The sequence below is a fragment of the Maribacter ulvicola genome (assembly GCF_900155985.1).
Classification (GTDB): Bacteria; Bacteroidota; Bacteroidia; order Flavobacteriales; family Flavobacteriaceae; genus Maribacter; species Maribacter ulvicola.
Map to the genome: position 1 here is coordinate 361,437 of NZ_FTMA01000002.1, position 23,580 is coordinate 385,016.

General features: G+C 35.4%; 16 protein-coding genes. 1 reads left to right on the forward strand and 15 read right to left on the reverse strand.

Annotation, left to right across the window (positions count from 1 at the left end; translation table 11 throughout):
* Positions 1-54 precede the first annotated feature (54 nt).
* Positions 55-600 (reverse strand): dihydrofolate reductase family protein, encoded by a 546-nt coding sequence (locus BW936_RS10360; RefSeq protein ID WP_076548314.1) that lies wholly within the window; start codon positions 598-600, stop codon positions 55-57.
* 201 nt (positions 601-801) lie between these two features.
* On the opposite strand from BW936_RS10360, the gene BW936_RS10365 reads away from it, so the two are divergent.
* Positions 802-1,362 (forward strand): DUF4494 domain-containing protein, encoded by a 561-nt coding sequence (locus BW936_RS10365; protein WP_076548408.1) that lies wholly within the window; start codon positions 802-804, stop codon positions 1,360-1,362.
* Positions 1,363-1,427: 65 nt separating this feature from the next.
* Here the strand turns inward: BW936_RS10365 and BW936_RS10370 are convergent, their stop codons facing one another.
* The 14 genes from BW936_RS10370 to BW936_RS10435 form a co-directional block, all read right to left on the reverse strand.
* Positions 1,428-2,066, reverse strand: a complete 639-nt coding sequence (locus tag BW936_RS10370) for a fasciclin domain-containing protein (protein ID WP_076548315.1) — start codon at positions 2,064-2,066, stop codon at positions 1,428-1,430.
* A gap of 223 nt (positions 2,067-2,289) precedes the next feature.
* Positions 2,290-4,419 carry a catalase gene (locus BW936_RS10375; protein ID WP_076548316.1) on the reverse strand — a complete coding sequence of 710 codons (2,130 nt, stop codon included), beginning with the start codon at positions 4,417-4,419 and terminating at the stop codon, positions 2,290-2,292.
* A 195-nt stretch (positions 4,420-4,614) separates the two neighbouring features.
* Positions 4,615-5,118 (reverse strand): GreA/GreB family elongation factor, encoded by a 504-nt coding sequence (locus BW936_RS10380; RefSeq protein ID WP_076548317.1) that lies wholly within the window; start codon positions 5,116-5,118, stop codon positions 4,615-4,617.
* A gap of 140 nt (positions 5,119-5,258) precedes the next feature.
* Positions 5,259-6,002, reverse strand: coding sequence for a LytR/AlgR family response regulator transcription factor (locus BW936_RS10385; protein ID WP_076548318.1), 744 nt, complete (start codon positions 6,000-6,002; stop codon positions 5,259-5,261).
* Between the two features lies 1 nt (position 6,003).
* A complete protein-coding gene (locus tag BW936_RS10390; RefSeq protein ID WP_244156211.1) occupies positions 6,004-6,975 on the reverse strand; it encodes a sensor histidine kinase in 972 nt (323 codons plus the stop codon).
* Between the two features lie 69 nt (positions 6,976-7,044).
* Positions 7,045-8,265, reverse strand: coding sequence for an ABC transporter permease (locus BW936_RS10395; RefSeq protein ID WP_076548320.1), 1,221 nt, complete (start codon positions 8,263-8,265; stop codon positions 7,045-7,047).
* 2 nt (positions 8,266-8,267) lie between these two features.
* Positions 8,268-9,011 (reverse strand): ABC transporter ATP-binding protein, encoded by a 744-nt coding sequence (locus BW936_RS10400; RefSeq protein ID WP_076548321.1) that lies wholly within the window; start codon positions 9,009-9,011, stop codon positions 8,268-8,270.
* 6 nt (positions 9,012-9,017) lie between these two features.
* Entirely contained in the window at positions 9,018-10,235 is a 1,218-nt protein-coding gene (locus tag BW936_RS10405) for an efflux RND transporter periplasmic adaptor subunit (protein ID WP_076548322.1), read from the reverse strand.
* A 5-nt stretch (positions 10,236-10,240) separates the two neighbouring features.
* Positions 10,241-11,572 carry a TolC family protein gene (locus BW936_RS10410; protein ID WP_076548323.1) on the reverse strand — a complete coding sequence of 444 codons (1,332 nt, stop codon included), beginning with the start codon at positions 11,570-11,572 and terminating at the stop codon, positions 10,241-10,243.
* A 158-nt stretch (positions 11,573-11,730) separates the two neighbouring features.
* Entirely contained in the window at positions 11,731-14,724 is a 2,994-nt protein-coding gene (locus tag BW936_RS10415) for a WD40/YVTN/BNR-like repeat-containing protein (protein WP_076548324.1), read from the reverse strand.
* A gap of 447 nt (positions 14,725-15,171) precedes the next feature.
* Positions 15,172-16,722: an SDR family NAD(P)-dependent oxidoreductase gene (locus BW936_RS10420; protein ID WP_076548325.1), complete on the reverse strand. Its 1,551-nt coding sequence runs from the start codon at positions 16,720-16,722 to the stop codon at positions 15,172-15,174.
* A gap of 37 nt (positions 16,723-16,759) precedes the next feature.
* A complete protein-coding gene (locus BW936_RS10425; protein ID WP_076548326.1) occupies positions 16,760-18,061 on the reverse strand; it encodes a DEAD/DEAH box helicase in 1,302 nt (433 codons plus the stop codon).
* 31 nt (positions 18,062-18,092) lie between these two features.
* Positions 18,093-18,539: a KTSC domain-containing protein gene (locus tag BW936_RS10430; RefSeq protein WP_076548327.1), complete on the reverse strand. Its 447-nt coding sequence runs from the start codon at positions 18,537-18,539 to the stop codon at positions 18,093-18,095.
* A gap of 98 nt (positions 18,540-18,637) precedes the next feature.
* Positions 18,638-23,527 carry a DNA repair ATPase gene (locus BW936_RS10435; protein ID WP_076548328.1) on the reverse strand — a complete coding sequence of 1,630 codons (4,890 nt, stop codon included), beginning with the start codon at positions 23,525-23,527 and terminating at the stop codon, positions 18,638-18,640.
* Positions 23,528-23,580: the final 53 nt, after the last annotated feature.

Here is a 23,580-nt window from a genome sequence, read left to right on the forward strand (position 1 = left end):
TATTAGTTAAAAGGTCCAGAAAATCAATTGGTTTTCTGGACCTTTTCTTTGGTATTATTTCTTATTATAGTTAACGGAATAGGTATTAAATACCAATCCGCCATCATAGGCTTCGGTTTCTGTGAGTTGTAATAGAGCACCTTGTTTAGATTCTCCAAATAGTCGTACGCCTTCCCCCAATATTAAGGGATTAATTTTCACTTTAATAATATCTATAAGTTCGTTTTCAAAAAGCCACCCGGCAAAAACACCACCTCCACATAAGTAAATATCCGTAGTTGAGTTTTGTTTGAGTTCTTTTATTTTTTCAAGATCGTAATTAGCGATAATATGTACCTGATCACTAATTTTATCAAACTGTAATGAATTAGAGAAAATATAGTGTTGCATGTGCGCATATGCTGGCTGACCAGGTTTTAATCCGTAGGCATATCCAAATTCATAGGTGTTTTTACCCATGATAGTGGTTTCAAATTCCTTTAAATCTGACATGTACTTAGAAACCCCACTACCCTCGCCTACAAAGCCGCTAATATCTCCATCTACACCACAGATAAATCCGTCAATAGAAATGGCTACGTAATAGACTACATTTTTCATTTAATATTTTAGAATGACTTTTAAAAAAGAATGTTGAGTGTAATTTAATTAAAAAAGTGAATAAAATATTCATTCATGTATAAATAACTAGTTATGAATCATCTATAATTTTAAAATTGAAATTGTGAATATCTATTGCGTTTTTAGGTGTTTCAAACTATGACTAAGAAGTATATTTAGCACCCCAAAAAAATGGAAAATATGAGTGCAACATGGTACGAGTGTAAAATAAAATATAGAAAATTAGACGAAGCTTCAGGTATGTTGAAGGTAAAGACAGAACCTTTTTTGGTAGATGCCATATCTTATACCGAAGCAGAAAGTAGAATTACCGAAGAAATGTCAGCTTACTTGAGTGATACCGAAGAAATTAAAATCACCAATATCAAGGTTGCTAATTTTGCTGAAATTCATCCGTTCGAGAATTCTGACCGTTGGTTTAAATCAAAAGTATCTTTAATCGCTTTTGATGAAGAAAGTGGTAAAGAACGTAAAACCAATATGTATTTGTTGGTACAGGCAAATGATGTTAAGGAGGCCTATGACAATACCATAAGTGTCATGAAAGATACCATGGGAGAATACTCTGTACCTTCTATTTCAGAATCACCGATTATGGATGTATTCCCTTATTTCTCAGGGGAAGAAGATGATATGGAGCGAGTTGAAAAATTCAATATATTGAAAGATTCTGTTCCGGTTGATAATACAATGGATGAAGCATTGGAGCTTAGCGATGTTTTAGGTAACGAAGAGGAATAATATAAAGAGTAAGGTATAAAAAAAAGAGGACCATTTTGGTCCTCTTTTTCTTCAAAATATTTTATTTACTTTATTAAAAGCACATCATTAATAACGTGTATTACTCCGTTAGATGCTTTTACATTTCCTAAAACAACTTCGGTTTTATTTCCTTTCTCATCTTTTAGCTCCATCTTATCATTTTTAAGACTTGCCGTTAAATCTTTTCCCCCCACAGTTGTAAATGTGTATTTACCATTGGCTCCTTTTATTGCGGCTACCAATTGATCACTAGTAATTACTCCTGATACTACATGGTATTGTAAAACTTTGGTCAGCATCTCCTTATTTTCAGGCTTTCCCAATTCTGCAATGGACATTTTTTTAGGTAATTTTTCAAATGCATTATTAGATGGTGCAAATACGGTATAACTACCAGGTTCTGATAACATTTTATCTAAATCTGCAGCTTTAACGGCAGAAACCAAGGTAGACAATTCAGCATTTTCACTGGCTACTGAAGCAATACTTGTTGCCATCATCTCCTTTTTCTTGGCATCTTCTTTCATTTTCATTTCTTCAGCCTTAACGTTAGCTTCTTCCATGGCTATTTTTTCTTCCATAGCTTTTTTGTCAGCGTCCATTTTTGCTTGGTCTTTACAAGATCCCAATGCTAGTGCAGCAAAGGCAATAAGTGCTAAACTTTTAATATTTCTAGTTTTCATAATTATTTGTTTTGATTATTGATATTTCACATGTCTGTCATTGGACAGCTAGATATTGAGCTTATGCTGAGTATTTTAATCTTAAACCGTCTCCAATACTGTTCTTAAGATGGTCAATGTTGCTACGTAGTTTTTAACATATAGTTCAAGATTAATGATGATCAAAAGAATCCATTGAAGTAGTAAACTTGCAATGGATTCATACACATGAGCAATATTTTCATTATACCGGAACTTTATCTGAATGTTCTCTTCTGTCCCAATTTCTATGTTTCGCTATACTTTTAATGAAATTCGATGCAGAATCGTTGATGTGAATGGCTTTGTCATCTTTAAAGTTTGTAACAAAAGAATAATCTAATACTTTTTCCCCTTCATCATCAACAGCTATAGCTTTACAATATTTAAATGTTTCATTAATGAATTTGATGTATTTTCCATTATCTATTAAAGTCGTTACGGACTTTTCACCTCCTGGAATATAAATAGCATCAAAAAGAACACTTTCAGTAGTAGCAATGGCTGCATCAACTTTATGATCAACATCCTGATCGCATTTTACAGTGCCGCCATGAGGAGCTACTATTTTCATCATGGCGCCTTCTTTTTCTAATGCTTCTTTTATTGGTTTATAATTTTTCATGCTAAAACCATCAGCTACAAGAACAGCTACTTGTCTTGTTGCAATACTGTCAAACTTTGTATTTGCCATACTCAACGCTTCTGACTTTTCTAAATAGTTTTTCTTTTTACCAGGCTGATGTTTCTCAACGTCTGCATCTGCGCCAATTGCTTGATTAATTGGTTGTTCAATTTCTTTAGGAATATCCATGCCTAAACCATCAGCAACGGTTTTGGCAAGCTCTTCATCAATCTGTGAAATCAACCAAAGCATACGTTGTTTTATATGATCATGGTTACACTTGCCTAGTTCAAATGTGTAAGCTGCGGCAACATGCTCTTTTTCCCAATCGGCAAGACTTCTATAGAATAAGGCAGGTTGAGAGAAATGATCACTGAAACTCTCGCTACGGGTTCTTATTTTTTTAGCATCTATTCGTTCTTCATAGGAATGAAATGCACCTTCTGCCATTTTGGATAAATGAGGACAACCGCCGCTTAAACTATTCGGAAAATAAGCGGTTTGCCCTTTAGGGATTTCCATTTGCATATGAGCATCACGTTGGTTGTTATGTGTATCTACAACCGGACGGTTAATGGGAATCTGATGAAAATTAGGGCTTCCTAAACGCGATAATTGTGTGTCTCTGTATGAAAATAAGCGCCCTTGCAATAAAGGGTCATTCGTGAAATCGATACCAGGCACAATATGTCCGGGTAAAAAAGCTACTTGCTCAGTTTCTGCAAAGAAGTTCTCAGGATTCTTGTTTAAAGTCATTTTTCCAATGATTTTAACCGGAACTATTTCTTCTGGAATCAACTTCGTAGGATCCAATAAATCAAAATCATATTTATGTTCATCGGCTTCAGGAATAATTTGTACCCCTAGCTCCCACTCTGGATAGTGTCCTGCCTCAATGGCATCCCATAAATCTCTACGGTGAAAATCTGAATCTGCTCCATTGATCTTTACGGCTTCTTCCCAAGTAACGGAGTGTACTCCCAAAGTTGGTTTCCAATGAAATTTTACAAAATGTGCTTCTCCTTTGTCATTGATCAATCTAAAGGTATGAATACCGAACCCTTCCATCATACGAAAGCTTCTAGGGATTGCCCTATCGCTCATTGCCCAAATATGGTTGTGTAAAGTTTCGGTTGTTAATGATACAAAATCGTAGAACGTATCATGGGCAGATGCCGCTTGTGGAATTTCTTTATTTGGTTCCGGTTTTACGGAATGAATTAAATCAGGAAACTTCATGGCGTCCTGTATAAAGAAAATAGGCATGTTATTACCTACCAGATCCCAAGTACCTTCTTGAGTATATAATTTTACGGCAAAACCTCTAACATCTCTAGCTAAATCTGGCGAGCCTTTAGAACCGGCTACGGTAGAAAAGCGAACAAATACAGGAGTTTTTCGTGTAGTATCGGTGAAAATACCTGCTTTACTATATTGTTCTATACTTTCGTAAAGCTCAAAATATCCATGTGCGGCACTACCTCGAGCATGTACAATTCGCTCAGGAATTCGTTCATGATCAAAATTTGTAATCTTCTCGCGTAAAAGAAAGTCTTCTAATAAGGTAGATCCGCGTTCTCCAGATTTAAGACTGTTATTGGTATCGTTTACTTTTAAACCTTGGTTTGTTGTCAAGGCTTTATCAGACATATTTTTTTGATATTTTTCTAAGTCTTTTTGTTTAGATGTATCGGTTGTTTTATTTTTCATTATATAGACGTTTTCATATTGATTGCCCTAAAATTACTGGTAACCAAAATGTATAGTTAGCTGTGAAAAATGAAAAACAGACTCAAAAAGAAATTAGTGCTAAGATTTTTTTAAGATATATGTGATTGTAAATGATTGATTTATGCGGAGAATGATAAATATTTAAGCTTTCTTAAAAAATAGAGTTTTCTTTGGTTAAGAATATCTAATTCCTAGAATTTTAAATGCGCGATTAGTTTTACCAATTTGAAGAACGGCAACATCATTTACTTTTTTTGAAATTAATGCTTTTGCAATAGGAGATAGAAATGAAATTTTATTTGCTGCAATATTTGCCTCGTCCACACCCACAATTTGAAACTCTTTTGGGGTTTTGGCATCACCGATCAATAAGGAGACGATAGCTCCAAAACGAACTTCGTCCTTAGGCTGATCATCTAAGTTTACCACCTTTGCCGAAGAAATACGTTCATTTAATAGTTGTAATTTGGCATTTATTAAATTGATGGCAATACGCTGTTCCTTTTCATTATCTTGACGAGCAAGTTGTTTATCATGTATTAGCTTATCTTTTTCGCTCAAAAGTTGAAGCAAGCCATTTTCGGTAACATAATTAGTTGCGCCTACAGGTAAATCTGCCCTAGGTGGCACCATGGGTATTTCTTCCTGATCTTCTTCCTTTACAAATCCTCTGCTCATTATCTATCATTTTTTTTTAAAAATAATATTTCAGCTGAATTTCTATTAATGAGATTCAATTTATAATTACCTCAATTAAGGTAGCTATAGAAAAACGATAATTAGATTTCTTCTTGCCTAAATTGTACTAAATTTTGACTTTAGGTATTCAATGAATTAGTATTGATGTATTCTAAAAATTGTGGTTTGTATTGTTCAGAAACCGTAATACGTTGTTTGTTGATTATGATTTGGCTACGCTCAATTACTTCAACATATTTTAATGCAACAATGAAGGATCTATGAACCCGCATAAAATTAGATGCCGGCAATTCTTCTTCTAAACTTTTAAGGCTCATTAAAGTTAATATAGGCTTTGGGGTATCTTTTAGCCAAATTTTTATATAATCCTTTAAACCTTCAAAATACAATACATCGGCAAGTTTAATGCGTAATTGCTTGTATTCAGATTTTACAAATAAGAATTCTTTTTCTTCAGAAACTACATAGGTTTTAGATGATTCACCCGCTCTCACTAACGAAAACCACGCTAATGCTTTATTGGCAGCGGTTAAAAATTCAGCATAATCAAAAGGTTTAAGTAGATAGTCCAAAGCTTCTACCTTAAAGCCCTCTAGTGCATATTGGTCAAAAGCCGTTGTAAATATCACCCTAGATTCTTTTGGTAACATTTTAGAGCATTCCAGTCCTGTTAAGTCTGGCATCTGAATATCTAAAAAAAGTAAATCAACCTTTTCGGTATTTAAATATTGCATGGCTTCAATGGCACTACTACATTTTTTCTTTAGTTTTAAGTATGGTGTTTTTTCTACATAACTTTCCACTAAATTGACAGCCATAGGTTCATCGTCAACAATCATACAGGTAATCTGAACAGCTTCCATACTACGTTTCAATTTTTAGGTATACCGAATAAATCCCATCTTTATTTTTTTGCTTAAATTGATGTTTATTAGGGTATAATAATTCTAGTCTTTTTTCCAAGTTAGACAATCCAATGCCAGAACCACTCTTGTCCGTTGTTTGCTTAGGGAAATTGTAGTTTTTAATCTGAAAAACAACGCTGTTTTCTTTGGTTATCATATCAATTGAAATTACACTTTCCTTACTGGCAGAAACTCCATGTTTAAAAGCATTTTCGATTAACGAAATAAACAATAATGGTGCAATTTTAATCTGTGGCTCATTGATCGGAAAGCTAGATTCTACCGTAGTTTTTTCCGTAAGGCGCAACTTCATTAAATCAATGTACTTTCTCATGAATTCTATTTCTTTAGAAAGCAACACCATTTCTGTGTTTGTTTCATAGAGCAGGTAGCGCATAAGTTTCCCTAGGCTATGTATAGTAGACTTCGCTTTATCAGGAGATAAATCTACCAATGAATAAATGTTATTTAGCGAATTAAAGAAAAAGTGTGGCTGTAGTTGATATCTAAGGTGTTGCAATTCTGTTTGCAACTTAAAGTTATCTGCTTCTTTCTTTTCTGCCTCTGTTTTTACCCATCGTTTTGTTGCTTTGATAGCAATAGAAAATAATAATGGAGCTGCATAGGATAACATTTGAATGTAAAGAAATAATTTAAATGGCGGCCCTACCCTGTTCTCATCTAAATTTGGTCTTTTAATCAGATCTTGAAAGAAAATGTTTTCGATCTGCTCTTTTAGAAGGATACCTAAGGCTATAATTATAATATTGACGCCAATAAAAATGAACGTTTTCTTCGTAAAAAGAAATCGATCTATCAGCACAAAATAATTCAGATAAAAAATGATGGCATAAAAGAACATGGGTATGAAAAAATGGGCAATCAGCCTATTTACATCCTGTTCCTGTCCATAAGACAAAATAAAAGGCATACTAAACAGCACCAACCATATAAGCAGGTGCTGTATAAATAGTATTTTAGTGTTTTTATACATAATTACTTATTCGTAGCGTAATGCCGTAATTGGATCTAAGGCAGATGCTTTTTTTGCCGGATACCATCCAAAGAAAATACCGGTAACTGCACAAACAGCAAACGATATTACTATAGAATACATTGCCACGCTCGTTGGCCAATGTAAGAACTTTTCAATGAAAACGGTAGCACTTAGTCCTAAGATTACACCAAGGAGTCCTCCCGTAATACTAATCAAAATAGCTTCTATCAAGAATTGAAATAGAATATCAGAACCCTTACCGCCAACTGCCATACGAAGTCCAATTTCTTTAGTTCGTTCTTTTACAGATACATACATGATGTTCATAATACCTATACCACCTATCAACAAAGAAATACCGGCTACAGCAACTAATAGAACCGTTAGCATTTCACTGGTAGAACTAAAGGCAGCTATCAATTCTTCCATAGAACGTACAGAGAAATCATCATCTTCGTTATCCATCAACTTATGTTCTGCACGTAAAATATCCGTCACTTCAACTACTGCTTCAGGCGCATCATCTTCACTAACCGCCGATGCCATAATCTGATTTAAATAGTCAATAGCCAAAATACGTTTTTGAACTGTAGTATAAGGGGCAACTACCACATCATCTTGGTCTTGACCAAAGGTATTTTCTCCTTTTTCCTCTAAAACACCAATAACCTTGAACGGAATATTATCAAAACGAATCATCTGTCCTACAGGATCTTGGCCATCAGGAAAAACATTATCAACTACCGTTTGACCTAATATGACCACCTTAGAAGCAGTTTTTACTTCGGCATCGGTAAACATACTACCGCTTTGTAGCCCTACCACTTTAATATCCAAATATTCTGGGTTAACACCATAAATAGTACTGGGCCAGTTATTGGCACCGCTAATTACTTGTCCGCCACCATTGACTACGGGAGTACTATAGCTTAATAGGGTAGATTTCTCTTTTATGGTTTCATAATTATCTAGTGTTAAAGTTTGTACATCTCCACCACTACCTCTTGCAGGACCACGATCGTCAGTACCAGGTCTTATGGTGATCATATTGGATCCCATACTAGAAATAGTACTTCTAATACTTTCTTTTGATCCTTCGCCAATAGCCAACATAGCAATTACCGATGCAACACCGATAATAATACCCAACATAGTCAGCAATGTTCTAACTTTATTTAGAACAATGGCTTTATATGCGATTTTAAGTAGATTTAATATTCTCATAGTTAATGATCTTCTTTTGGCAATTTAGCCAGTTCGTTTGCTGCAGATTGTATGTTTTGGTTCTTATAATCTTGAATGATATTTCCATCTTTTAAAACAATGGTTCTACTGCTAAATGTTGCAATATCTGGTTCGTGGGTAACAAAAGTAATCGTAATACCTTGCTTGTTTAATTCTTGAAACAAAGACATAATTTCATATGATGTCCTTGTATCTAAATTTCCCGTGGCCTCATCTGCCAATATCATTACCGGATTGTTTACCAATGATCTAGCAATAGCCACACGCTGTTGCTGACCACCAGAAAGTTGAGATGGGGTATGATGTAATCTTTCACCTAAACCAACCATTTCCAAGGCTTTTATAGCGCGTTCCCTACGTTCTTCGGTAGAAACTTTACTATTATATAAAAGTGGTAATTCTACATTCTCTATGGCAGATGTTCTAGCTAAAAGATTATAAGATTGAAATATGAATCCTATCTTTTCATTTCGTATAGTAGCCAATTCATTTCTACTTAAATCTTTCATGCTAACACCATCGATCTCATAAATGCCAGAAGTAGGTTGGTCTAAGCAACCAAGAATGTTAAGCATGGTGCTTTTACCTGATCCACTAGAACCCATGATGGTTACGAATTCACCTTCTTCAATAGTAAATGAAATTCCACGTAAGGCATAAACAGTTTCTGTGCCCATGGTAAACTCACGCTTTAAGTCCTGTATTTTTATAATTTCTTTACTCATAGCGTTTTATTTTTTACCTCCTGGTGGTTTTGGCATAAACGGACTCTCTTCTGAACGACCTGCTGGCGGACCAGATAATGTAGTTTCCGATTTTAAACTATAAACCAGTTTATCACCCGTTTTAATACCATTTAGAATTTGAACATTTACGCCATCACTTGCACCTAACGCTACTTTTTTAGGAGCAATAGCTCCGTTAGATTCCATAACCCAAACCAAAGTAGCATCATCTTCCTCAGCTATTCGTCCGCCTTGTGGACGCTCAGCCACAATATTCTCTTGTTCGTTATATGCCATCATTTCAGGAGGAGAGGGTTTAAAGTTGATAGCCTTTGCCTCTACGGACAAAACATCCTTTAATTCTAAAGTGTATATTGAAATAGTAGCAGTCAGTCCTGGCTTTAATCTTAAATCGGGATTGTCTGCTTTGATAACCACCGTATAGGTAACTACATTAGATGTAATTGTTGGGTCTAATCTTACCTGCGTTACTTCACCTTCAAATTCTTTACCTTGGTATGCATCAACAGTAAAGCTTACCCGTTGCCCCTCTTTTACCACTCCTATATCCGCTTCATCAACATCTGCTTCTACTTGCATTTCTTTCAAATCTTGGGCAATGGTAAATAAAGTTGGTGTACTGTAGCTTGCCGCTACGGTTTGTCCTTCATCAATATCTCTTGAAAGCACTACCCCGTCTATAGGAGAATATATATTGGCATAACCCAAATTTGTTCTTGCTTGTTGAAGATCTGATAAACGCTGAGTAACAGTTCCCTTTGCTGTGGTATAGTTATATACCGCATCATCATAATCAGATTTACTGATTACTTGATTGTCATATAAAGTTTTTTGCCTCTCGTAAATGGTTTGCAGATAATTACGATTACTAATCGCATTATCATATGATGCTTGAGCTTGCGTAGCTGCAGCCTTAAGATTGGTTTTATCCAATTCGGCAATCAGCTGTCCTTCTGTTACCACGCTGTTGTAATCCACATAAATCTTTTCTACAACTCCTGATACTTGTGTACCCACATCAACCTGGTTGATAGGTTCTATAGTTCCAGTAGCGGTAACCATGGTAGTTACGTCACCTTTCTTGGCAGCAACTGTTTTAGCTTCAATAGCAGTATTGTCATCTCCTTTTAGAAAGCTATAAGCCACAAAAGCTAAGATGGCCAAAACGATACCGCCTATTATGATTTTATTCTTATTTTTCATTTTGATTAAAGTTTAATTTCGTTTCCTTGATAGAATTGCAATAATTGATGGTATAAAATATTTAGGTATTTAGATTGTATGTAATTTTGTTGCGCATTGGTATATGTATTCTGACTTACCACCAGATCGGTAGTACTTAAATCTCCCAGTTCGTATCTCTTTTGCGCAAGATTATAAGATTGTTCTGCAGCACTTTGCGATGCTTCTGCGGCAACTAACTGTTCTTGGGAAGAAAGTGCGTATTGGTACGCCGTTTCTACTTTTTTAATAACTTCTTTTTCAACGGTTTGCTTTTGTATTTCTGCTTTTTCTATATTGAAAGTGGCAGTTTGGACAGCTGCTTTAGTCTGGTTTCTATTAAAAATGGGGATGTTTAAACTTAAACCAAGTCGCTGGTTAAAATTTACATCTAGCTGATCATAGAATGTATTGTCGCTAATACTTGTGTACCCAGAACCAAGACTACCAGTTAATGATAACGTTGGCAAATACCCGCCTTTGGCAATCTCCAACTCTTTCTCATTGATTAAAATTTTGGTGTTGCTAGCTTCTACCTCCGGTAAGTACGATAGCGCATTTGTATAGATAGCTTCTTTGTTTAATTCTAGATGAATTAAATCTTCATTTTCTTCAACTGTTTCTATTTGCAAATCTTCTAGCGGAGATAATTCCAGTAATTGCTTTAGGTTTATAATATTAAGCTCGTAATCATTTTTCGCAGCAATAACGTTATACTTATTAGTAGCTGCTTGACTTTGCGCTTCAGTATAATCGCTCAATGCAATAGTACCGGCTTCTAATCTAGATTTTGCACGTAATACCTCTTTTTCAGAAGCATTTAAATTATTTTGGGCAATGGTAATACCTTCTTTACTAAATAAGGTTTGTAGATATGATTCTAAGATGTTGATAACAATATTGTTTTTAGCCTCTTGTGCCAATAAACTATTCTGCTCAATTAAAAGCTTATTTTGTTTTATCTGATTGCTCAACTGATTCCCTTGAAACAATGTTACCGAACTGTTTAGGCCCAAGTTGGTACTATGAATCTGATCAGAAACATAATCGCTTGTAATAGGGTCAATAGTAGTACCACTAGAGAAATTTTGAGATGCACTACCAAATAGATTGGGTAATTTGGCAGATTTAGCCGTTTTGTAATCTACCTCAGAAATGCTGGTGTTTATTTCAGCATCCTTTAAAGTAATATTATTTTCTATAGCATAAGTAATACAATCTTCTAAAGACCATATTTTTGATTCCGCCTGATTTTCAACTTCTTGCGAAAAACCAAAGTGAGCAAATATAATGCCTGCTATGATTATAAATTGTTTCATTTAAAGTGTGTTTTTAATTAACACACCAAAAGTGAAACTTTAAACTACTTTATAAAAAAGGAATAGAAGTATGCCTATTTTCTTTATACGGAAGATGGAATTTTATCGACGAAAATTTTGGGCAATTGATGTTTGAATATCAATTGCCCATTTTTTAATTAGTTAAGTTTTACTTGTTCTTTAATAGCAGTATATTGCTGTTGAAGGTCTTTTAATCGCTCTACTTCTTCATTCCCCGGTATTTTATCTGCACCACCAACAATGTAAGATAAGTAGGCTATTTGCGGAACCAGCATTTGCTGCGGATAAGCACCTTCATCATTCTTGATTTCTTTTAATGTTTTCTCTAAAGAAGCTTTTTTATCTCCTGTACTTTTCTTGATCTCAGCCTCTAAGTTTGACTGAAATTTTCGAGCTTCGGTCAATAAATCCAATACTTTATTTTCGAAAGCTAGGTGGTCAGCTATAATTTTTTCATCGATACCTTCTTCGGCTAATCTAGGGTCCACTAGAATTTCAAATGGTTGCTCAAAAGTTTCCTTGCCTACAGTTAATTTCACAATATATGTTCCCGGTGGTACCATAGGTCCATTTTTGTAACTTCTAGATTCTTTATCGCTCCATGCGCCTTTTTGGCGCATATTCCACTGGAACCTATTTAAACCTTTCTTAGTTTCTAGTTTCGTATCAAAATAACTAAAGGACATGCTCAAGCTCATATTGTCCACTTCTTCTTTAGTAGATTTCACTTTTGTAGAATCACTTATGATAGTTACTATAGATTGATTGTTAGCATCTAAAATTTCTAATTGTACTTCGCTTTTGAGTTCTTTTGGTAGGTAGTAATCAATCAATACTCCAGTTGATGGATAATCAGGGAAACCTTTAGCTCTGCGAGGTGTTCTATATCTAATGGTGTTATCCGGCTGAAATAAAACAGGAGTATCTTTTAAAGATCCGATTGCCGGATTTCTTAATGAAGTAATATTATCCAATACCCAGAAACCACGCCCCATGGTACTTAAGACCAAATCGCCTCTATTGATGATAATATCGGTAATTGGTGTTACAGGTAAATTCTGTTGAAACGCTGTCCATTTTTGTCCATCATTAAATGAAACGAACATACCATATTCTGTACCGGCATATAGAAGTCCCGCTGTTTTTGGGTCTTCACGTAAAACTTTACTGGTATAATCAGACGGAATTCCGTTAGTCAACAATTCCCAAGATTTACCATAATCTTCGGTTTTATAGAAATATGGAGTAGGGTCACCTAATAAATGTCTGTCTACGGATATATAAGCGATTGCAGGATTAAATTGAGAAGGTTCAATAGATTCTACTCTACCTCCTTTTGGCATTTTCTTAGGCGTTACGTTCGTCCAAGTTTGACCGCCATCTTTAGTTAAAGAAACCACACCGTCATTTGAGCCTGTCCAGATTAAGTCTTTTTTAATTTTTGATTCTCTGATAGAATAGATGGTACTGTAATATTCTTCACCGGTAATATCTCTAGTAATGGGACTGCCAGAAATCACTTGCTTATCAGCTTTAAAAGCGGTTAAATCAGGAGAAATGGTTTCCCAAATCACTCCGTCATTTCTAGTTTTATGTACAAATTGAGACCCCATGTACACCACATTTGGATCATGTGGTGAAACATGAACAGGAGCAACACGCTGAAAACGATATTTTAAATCTTTAGGATTATGACCGTAAATATTAGAAGCACCAATAGAATATTCCCTACCTACTCCGGTAATTTTGTTATAGACACTAAAACGACCTTTACAGTTGTTATAAACGATATTATGATTTCCCGGTTTTGGTATGGACGGACCGGTTTCACAACCACCCACCTCAATCATTACCTGTGTACCTTGTGCTGAAGTGCCACTAGGTGCTGAACTTGGTATAGCAATGGTCGTATTATCTTGTTGTGCACCATAGATCCAATAAGGATATTGATCATCTACAGCAACTTGGTATATTTCTGCCGTTGGTTGGTTAAATTGTGATGACCATGTTTTACCACCGTTATGAGAAACATTGGCACCACCATCGTTACATTGAATCAATAACTCCGGATTGTTGGGATTCAACCAAATATCATGATTATCACCATGAGGAACGGACATCATTGCCCAATTTTTTCCGCCATCGGTAGATTTTAAAAGCGGATTCGCATTGGAATAGACAATATCAGGGTTTGTTGGGTCTAATTCTATGTTAGTATAATAAAACGGTCTGTTGACCAAACCTTTATTACTAGAGGTCTGTATAAATGTTTTGCCTTGATCTACAGATTTATACACTCCGCCTTCATCACCTGGTGCTTCAATTACTGCATATAGAATACTTGAATCCACTGCTGAAACTGCTAAATCTATTTTTCCGATTAATCCTTGTGGCAATCCCGTTTCTAGTTTGATCCAATCTTGACCTCCGTTCACAGATTTATAGATTCCACCTTCTTTGTTTTCTCCTCCAGAAATGATAGTCCACGGGGTACGTTGCGCTTTCCATGCTGCTGCATAAATTACATTGGGGTTACCCGGTAATAATTCTAAATCTGCGAATCCGGTTGTGTTAGATATGTGCAGCATCTTTTCCCAGGTAGCGCCACCATCGATCGTTTTATAGATGCCACGTTCTTCATTTGATTTAAAGGCATCACCAATTGCAGCCACCCAAACCACATTGCTATTTGTAGGGTCAATTTCCAAGGCACCGATCTGTCCGGCTTTTGCAAGTCCAATATGGTCCCATGTCTGTCCGGCATCAATAGATTTATAAACCCCTTTTCCACTGATGATATTGCTACGCAATCCGTCAGAACCCGTACCAACATATACAATATTAGGGTCGTTAAGAGCAACTTCAATCGCACCAATAGAAGGCGTATCAAAGAATCCGTCAGAAATATTGTTCCAAGTAGTTCCGTAATCATCGGTTTTCCATACTCCGGCACCAGAGGCACCTAAGTAAAAGGTACCGGGTAAAACAGGAGTACCGGTAACCGTAGTAACACGACCACCTCTTTGCGGACCAATGGTACGGTATTCAAAGGAAGAGTAGTCTTGTGGAAAAAGTAGTGTTGAACAAAGGATACAGGTTAAAAAGAAGAGAATGGTAATTAATTTTTTCATCGCGAGTTTGAATAAAGTTTAGTCAGAACCTAAAGTTACTTAAACCCACAATGATAGCATGGTCTTCAACACATTTTTGCGATTATCTTTTTTCCGTTAATTAAATTATGTGATAAATCAGATAATTGATTTTAATTTTTTAGTTATAATCATTGATTTAAAAGTAGCGACTTGAACAGTTTTGTTCAGAAACTTGTTTTTACAATTGTATTGGTCAATTCCTTCAATATCATTAAATATGTACCCATCATTTTAAACACCTAATTATATGAAAATGATAAGTATACAAAAAATAATAAACGGAAGACCTATAATTCTTGTTCACCAAAACTATAAATTTAATTCTGCTATTTATAGCTCTTTTTTTGGGTAGCATCCATTTTAAAGCATTAGAGTAGAATAACACCAAACAATAATATCAACAATTACAAGTTCTAAAAACGTTTACTACCAATCAATGGGGAAGTAATCTTTTAAAAATTTACCACACCAATGCTTTCCGGTATTAATACCATCAAATAATGGGTCCATAACCCTAGCTGCACCATCAACAATATCTAATGGAGGCTGAAAATCGTGAACTTCTTGTTTCTTTTTAGCCAATTCTGCTGGATCTTCATCAGTTACCCAACCGGTATCAACAGCATTCATAAAAATTCCGTCTTTTGCCAATTCTCCGGCAGCGGTATGCGTTAACATATTAAGGGCAGCTTTCGCCATATTGGTATGTGGGTGACGAGATTCTTTGAAGAAACGGTGAAATTTACCTTCCATCGCCGTCACGTTAATAATATGCTTTTGACCGGTATTCTCCTTCTTCATCAATTCGGCCAAACGATTGCATAAGACAAAAGGCGCTACGGAATTCACCAACTGAACTTCAATCATTTCCGTGGTTTCTATCTCGCCTAACTTTAAGCGCCAGCTGTTTGTTTTACGTAAATCTACTTGTTGTAAATCCGCATCCAATTCTCCCGTGGGGAAAACCTCTTGTGCTACAAGGGCATTATCAAAACTGTACGGAATTTGAGAAAGTTTAGCAGAAGCCCGTATACCAATACCAGGTTCTGGTCCGTGCCAAGTTACCGGCATATTTTGATTAGGAGATGCTTGTTTGCTAAATCCTTTTAACTCATGTAGACAGCTTTCATGATCGCTCAACACCATTTGGGCAAACTTAGGTAACGAAGAAATTTCTTTCTCTTCATTTTCCATTAAATGATGGTAGAAACCAGCGGGTCTACGTACCGTTTGTGCAGCATTATTTATTAAAATATCTAGCTTATCATATTGCTGTTCTATGAAATTGCAGAATATTTCAACACTAGGTATATGTCGCAAATCTAGACCGTGAATTTTTAGTCTGTGCCCCCACTCCGTAAAATCTTCCTCCTTAGAAAAGCGAAGCGCGGAATCTACAGGAAATCGTGTGGTTGCAATAACGGTTGCGCCACCACGTAATAACATTAATGTAATATGATATCCAATCTTTAAACGAGATCCGGTAATAACCGCAACCTGTCCTTTTACATTGGCATTCTGAAATCTTTTGGCATAATTAAAATCACCACAATCACTACACATGGTATCATAAAAGTGATGAAGTTTAGTAAACTCCGTTTTACAAACGTAACAGTTACGTGGCGTAGTAAGTTCCGGTAAATCTTTACTTGCAAGTTCTGCTGCGGGTAATAATTTTGGAGCAACAAAAACATGGGCTTCACGTGCACTACGAATGCCGGTTTCTTTGCGAGCGTGCTTATCCCGAACGGCTTGTTTTCTTTTTTCGTTACGTTTGGCATCTTTAACCCTTTTTGCAAACTCTTGTTTACTAGGGCGAGATAATTGTCCGGCAACTTTAATCAAGGCAATTCTTCTATCCTCAGGAATTTCAAAAATTTGGTTCGTATCCGTAACCAATCGATTTAAAATTTCAATACAACTTTCAATCTCGTTTAAATCGATTTCAGTTTCGTTCTCGTGCTGTTTATCCTTCATCATACTACCTTAAAAAGGGCAAAAATACTAACTATGATTAAAGTACGGTAATACGTACTTTTTTCTTTTTTAAACGGGAATTGTTCAACTCATTTACAAGTTGATCAGATTTATTTTTAGGCACTGCTACAAAAGCACAGTCTTGCTTTAGTTCAATGTTCCCTAATTCATCGCGGTTTAATCCGCCCTGTTTAAAGAAAAGTCCCGCAATATCACCTTTGGATATTTTATCTTTTCTTCCTCCAGAAATAAATAAGGTTTCCCAAACTGGATCTCCTAAGTGCTTTGTCTTACCAATATTTATTCCATTTGATTCAGAAATAAATTGAGGTAAACGTTCATTTTTCAATTTTAGAACATACGCCGTACCAGCTTCGTTTACGCGAGCGGTTCTCCCGTTACGATGAGTGAATTCTTCCATGCGATGTGGTAATTCATAATGGATTATGAACTTTAATTCAGGGATATCAATTCCCCTTGCCGCTAAATCTGTTGCAATTAAAATACGGCTACTGCCATTTCTAAATTTGATTAAAGCACGCTCACGGTCTTTCTGTTCCATACCACCAGAAAAACATTCATGTTGAACACGTTGCTGACTTAAATATGCACTAACAGTTTCAATACTATCTTTAAAATTACAGAAGATAATTCCCGGTTCTTCGCCTATGTGTTTTAGAAGTTGAACAAGGGTTTTTAATTTATCCTTATCTTCAGAAACAACGGTACTTATTGTAAGTTGAGACGGCGTATCTTTTTTAAGGAAATTCACTCGTTTCGGATGCTCTAAACCAACAAACTTAGGAATCTTAACACCTTCAGTAGCAGACGTAAGAATTCGTTTTTTAAGGTTGGGAAGCGCTGCGAGAATTTCACTCATCTCCTCTTCAAAGCCAACTTCTAAAGACTTATCAAACTCATCAAGAACCAGTGTTTTAATATGGTCTTTGGTAAAGCGATCTGCCATAAAATGGTCAAGAATTCTACCAGGGGTACCAATTAGTATAGCAGGAGTATGTTTGAGCTCTATCTTATCCTTGGACATTGCTCTACCACCGTATATTGCATTCACCTTAAAACCGGTACCCATATTACGGATAACCTGTTCTATTTGAATGGCTAATTCTCTAGAAGGGACCAAAATAAGTGCCTGTACTTCAGGATCATCATGGTCCAAAAATTCTAAAACCGGTAAAAGAAAGGCTAATGTTTTTCCTGTACCGGTGGGAGAAAGTAAAATGGTATTGTTAGATGAAGAGATAGCACCTAATGCACTCTCTTGCATTGGGTTCAACGCATCAATATTCAACTTTGATAAAATCTCTTTTTGATTTTTCATGCGTTTTTTATGACCATTTAATTAAATACGATTATGCTTCTTGAAGCTCTCGTTTAGATTTTCTGTAAAGATAATTTGGGAATATCGTTCTTTTTGCAAACCTGTTCAACTTATTAGCGTTGATCATCTTTTGGAAAATAGGTTTAGTAACTCCAAAATATTCATACGTAGCACCATCTACAAAAGTAACTTCTAAAACCAAACCGTTAAGTTGAAAATCTGCAACACCAGAAATAACAGATAAATTATATTCTTCCTTGTTGGCTTCTTTGGTTTCTGGAGCAATACTTACTAGAAAGTGGTACCCGTCAATAATACGACGACTTTGAACTTCCGCCTCTTCTCTCTTTTCATCACCTTCTTGAAATTTGTCTGGATGCCATTCCTTTACCAAACTTCTATAGGTAGATTTTAGGGCTTTAAGTTCAATATCCTTTTCAACCCCGAAGAGTTTTTTGTATTCATTTATACGCTTCATAATGCAGCTTTTTTGCGGCTGCAAAACTACATCTTTATTTTGACCTGAATGCTTGAAATTCAGTAATAAAAGAAAATTATTATTCAGGTAATCTGTAGTTACTCTTTTTTAAGACCTTTTTCAAGAACTGACTTAATGCCTGCTAGATTTTCTGAAAATTCCATCATCTGAGAAAGTACTTGTGCCATTTCATTGGCATTGCCAAAACCTTTTAATTTATTGTTCTTTATAAATTGCTCTTTTATGGCACTCCAGCGCGTATCTTCTTCGGTTGTTAGATTACCTATCAGTTCATTATATTTTAATAAATTAGCCTCTGCAGAACCCGTTAGTGTTTGGGCTTCATTCTCGTAATGCGAACGCAATAAGGTATTTAATTCTCGATCGTTCATTATGGGTACGATTTGGGCAACGAGCTTATTCATATCCCTATAACTACCTTGAAGCTTAAAAGAAGGTTCTGTTCGGTACTCGTCTTGCATGGCTGCACTTTTAATGTATGTAGCGTTAACTTTCAACAATACATCTCTTATGCGTAATACCTTTTCTAAAACTTTTTTGTATTCTTCAACTTCTTGGCTGGAATGATTTCCAATTAGCTGACCTTCATCAGATTTAGATTCTATTTGTTCCACCAAAGTGTACACATCTTCAAATGCTTTACTAGCCAACTGTTGTAAAATAGGATTCGCTGTAAGTGAATTTTCTACCAAGCTCAATCGAAATAAATGTTCGGTTTCGCCAATGATATCACCTAGATTGTAGATATCTGCACGGTTAGCCAACATATCTGGAATCTGGAATTTCTCTCCACTTTCCGTATACGGGTTACCTGCCATGATTACGCAGAACTTTTTACCACGTAAATCGTATGTTTTTGGCTGACCTTCATAAACCCCTTCTATTTTACGGGTACCATCTGATAGGGAAATGAATTTCTGGAGAAACTCCGGATTACAATGCTGGATATCATCAATATACAACATGACATTGTTACCCATTTCAAAAGCTAAATTCAGCTTTTTCAATTCTTCTCGAGCTGCACTATTTTTAGCCGAAGCAGGGTCTACATTGGTAACTTCATGACCAATTGCAGGACCATTAATTTTCACGAATATTAAACCGAGTCTATTGGCTATATATTCCATTAAGGTAGTTTTACCGTAACCTGGTGGAGATATCAAAAGTAACATGCCCATTCTATCGGTACGTTTGTTAGCCCCTACCGTTCCTAATTGTTTGGCTAAATTATTACCGAAAATTGGCAGATAAACTTCATCAATCAATTTATTACGAACAAAGGAAGTTAGTACTCTTGGCTTAAACTCTTCAAGCTTTAAATCGTGTTTTAATTGTTCGGTAATTTCAAGTTTTGTCTTTTTAAAGTGGAGAAATGCTGGGACTTCATCTACTAAAAACAAGTTAAGTCTGGCAACAAAGTCGTGATAGTTAAACGAATACTGTCCGTTACTTAGAGTTTCATGAGAACCTCTTAAATCTTTAATGATTTCATTAGGCGAAACAGCTTTGATTTTAGAAGCCGATTCATCTCTGAATAAAAGTGCCGCTACAATTTCATTTTCATATCTATGAAGGTTGATGGCGGTATCCACATCTTTTTTAGATTTTAAAAACGCCCCTACCCATTGTTTAACCAAACGAACTTTAGTTGCTAGGTTGGGTGATTCTTCAACACTTTTCTTGAACTTTAAATCTGCCTGTTGTGATTTAAGGAGTTTAAAAAACGCTTCTTTTAATTGAATGGCAAAACTGCTAAATACGAATTCGGCATCTGATTTTAATTCCTCAAAAATATATTGAGCAATATCAGCACTTAAAATAGCATCGAACAATTTAGATTCTTTAGCAAACACTTCAATTTTCTGTATTAATAAATCTATGATGGAAGCATACTCTTTAGAATCAGGGAAATACATGAGAACTTCGCCTGAAGCTTTTAAATTAGCATCAAGTTCTTCTCTTATATCTTTGTCTAAATCGTTCCAGAAAAATTGTGCGTAACCGCGTATTTCCGGTCGGTAAGTCAGTAAATCCAGCTCATTGTGTTTGTGTACCAAAACCTTCAAAATTTTAGATGCATCAACATCATGAACGCCTTTAATATATCCTTCAGAATAGTCATTTCTACTTTGTTCTTGTACTACTTTTAAAAGCTCTTCTTCACTTAAGGTCAGAAAGGCATCTTCATCAGCGTTACTAAAAATTTTATAGGCTAAATAGGCTCCACGATAAATATCATCGGTTTCAGATACATATTCTTGGTTCCATAAATGCCTATTCTTTACAAACTCTTCATTGTTTAGAACCTTGTAAAAATCGGTTCCCGTTAAATGATAATTAAGCTCGTTATCATGAAACACAATCGTAAGGTCTAACTGTTGTTTATTGACTCCAAATTTGTGTTTGCCTAAACGTATAACATTATCACCATCCTCATAAAGGTCTAGTTTGTCTTTTAGCTTTCTTAAAGCATCTTCCCTAGCCGTCTTTAGTTGGGTTTCAATTTCTTCTGCCTTACCACTATCATCCAATTCTTGCAATTGAGCAATGATATCGCGCAGCTTGTTGATCATTAAATCCGAGGCAAAATAACCATTGATTTCAGCAGCAGTATCAAAACTCTGCGCCTTTTTCTGAACGCCTTTTAAAATCCTTGCAGAAGCACCGGTTAAAGCACTTGATTTTTTATTACGTTTCTCAATTAGAGAGTTTTTTCTAGCATCGAAAGCAGCGTAAACCTCTTCTCTCTTTTCAATGATAGTTTCAATAAATTCTTCAAAATCAGTGAATTTACCTTCAAGCTCTTCTAATTGAATAGATGTTTTGGTTTGATATTCATCACACTTTTCGGGCGTAGATGCCATATCAAGATAATTGATGATACTTTGGTCGATCAATTTTAACTGTGCGGCAAATTCTGCCTTAGCTTCAGATATGCCTAAGGAATTTCTTTTGTTTTTTAAAGCAGCCTTAAGCTCGTTAATGGTCGAGAATATTAAGGAAATATCATCAATAATTTTAGTGGAATGTGCTGTATCTTCAATTTCTAAATTAGAAACGATATCAATCAACATTTCAAGATCAGTACTGATCTCGTTTATTTCTTCCTCTTTCTTTTTTGCTTCTATTACCTTTTTGACCGTTTCAATAAACGCCTTCTTTTCTTTAACCGCATCATGGTATGGTTGTAAGGCGTTCGGGTTTAACAAAAACTGAACACAACGTTCAGAAATCTTTTTAGTTTGTTCGGCAATTCTTACTTCTAAAGATTCAAGGTATTCCAAATCAATATAACGCACTTCTTTAAGAGAAATGGCTTCACCTCTAATAGAACGCAATCTGGTTAGCAAAGCAACAAACTCATCTATATTTTTAAACGAAGTACTCTTAATTTTGCTAAATAGCTCCTCAGCATTTTGCGCTATTAATTTAGACTGATTTTTAGCATTTTTTCGAAGCTGAACTACTTTTTCAAACTCGTCAATAGCGGCATTAGATGCTTTATTGATTTCTTCAATGGGTTTGTTCAGTTGATGTGTTTCTGGTTCTGGCAACCAATAATACGCATCAATAATATCCTTTGAAAATTTAGCGATGTCACTGTAGAGTCCGGCATAATTATCATTTTTATTTAATAATGTAATTAACCCGTTAACTTCAGCCATTGCTTTTACAATGTCTTTATTTCCAATCTTGTATAACAGTGTATCTTCATGTTGAGAAGGCACGTAATCACCTTTTAAATACGGCGTTTGCCAAATTTGAACAACGTGGTGTTTGGTCTGTTCTTGCTCGGTTTTAAAATAACAAAGCTCTCCATTTTCTAAGATGGTAAATCCATTACAAATGATAGGTGTTTTTATCACCTGACTGATAATATTGTAGGACATTAAATTATATAATCCCTCGGCGGCAGAATAAAATACATATAGAAAATCCTCACCATTAGGCGAAACAATGCGCTCTTGAAACTTTACATTATCTATGGCATTATCAAAAATATGGTACTCCCCTGTCTGTAAATAATATCCCGTAGGGAAAATAATACCTTGATCATCTGGTAATAGAATACAAGCATCTTTAACCGAATCTATTTTTTGTACCTCTTTCATCTTGTCATTAAAGACAAAATAGCGCGGAGATTCTTGAAACGGTTTTATCTCTAAAACAATAAGATTACCAAGGTCACCAAAGCGATATTGACCATCATCTAAGGTTTGGTCAACATATTCAACAGGCTCATCTAAAATACCTTTGCCTTCTTCTGTATTATTTTCAACCTTTATGGTTAAGTCTCCACCAATTGTTTCTACAAACACACGATCTTTAATAGATACATGAGAATGATCCCCATAACGGTGCATGTCTCTTGTAGCTTCTTGCCATTTAAATTCTTGTTGAACAGGAAATTTATATTCATGCTCGCTACGGTTATCAACATATTTTAAAGTGTCATTTACCAACAACCACTTAAAGGTTTTAATATCGGTAGGGCTTTCACTCAATTGAAAGACCATATGAAGATAGTTTCCAACAATAGCAAAGTTGGAAAAAATGGTATTACGGTAATATTTATACAGATTGGTGAAATCTGTTTTAAAAGTTTCATCGTCTAAAAGAGTAAGGTCGGTGGCTTTAAAACTATAGTCCTTAAACTTATAAGCGCTGAACACATCTTTTATTGTAATCTCGGTTCTAAGACCAAAATGTACATTATACCCAAACAGACAGGTGTTACCAAATGAAACAATATCTCGTGCTATACAATTATTCTCTGTATTGATTCTATCATTAGCAATCAGCTTTGTTTCTAAGGAGCCAAAAACGGTTTTTCTATCAGTATTTAGTTCAATTAACTTAGACTGTAACAGTTCCTTTTGCTTTTGCAAGCGGTTTTTAATTACATCATAAGTGCCACCATCTAAAATATGTTCTTCCGTATTTGCTGTCTGGGCTTTTTCTGCCATAAAATTACTAGGCTTTTGTACTACATTTATAATTTACTTTTGAGCGATGAATA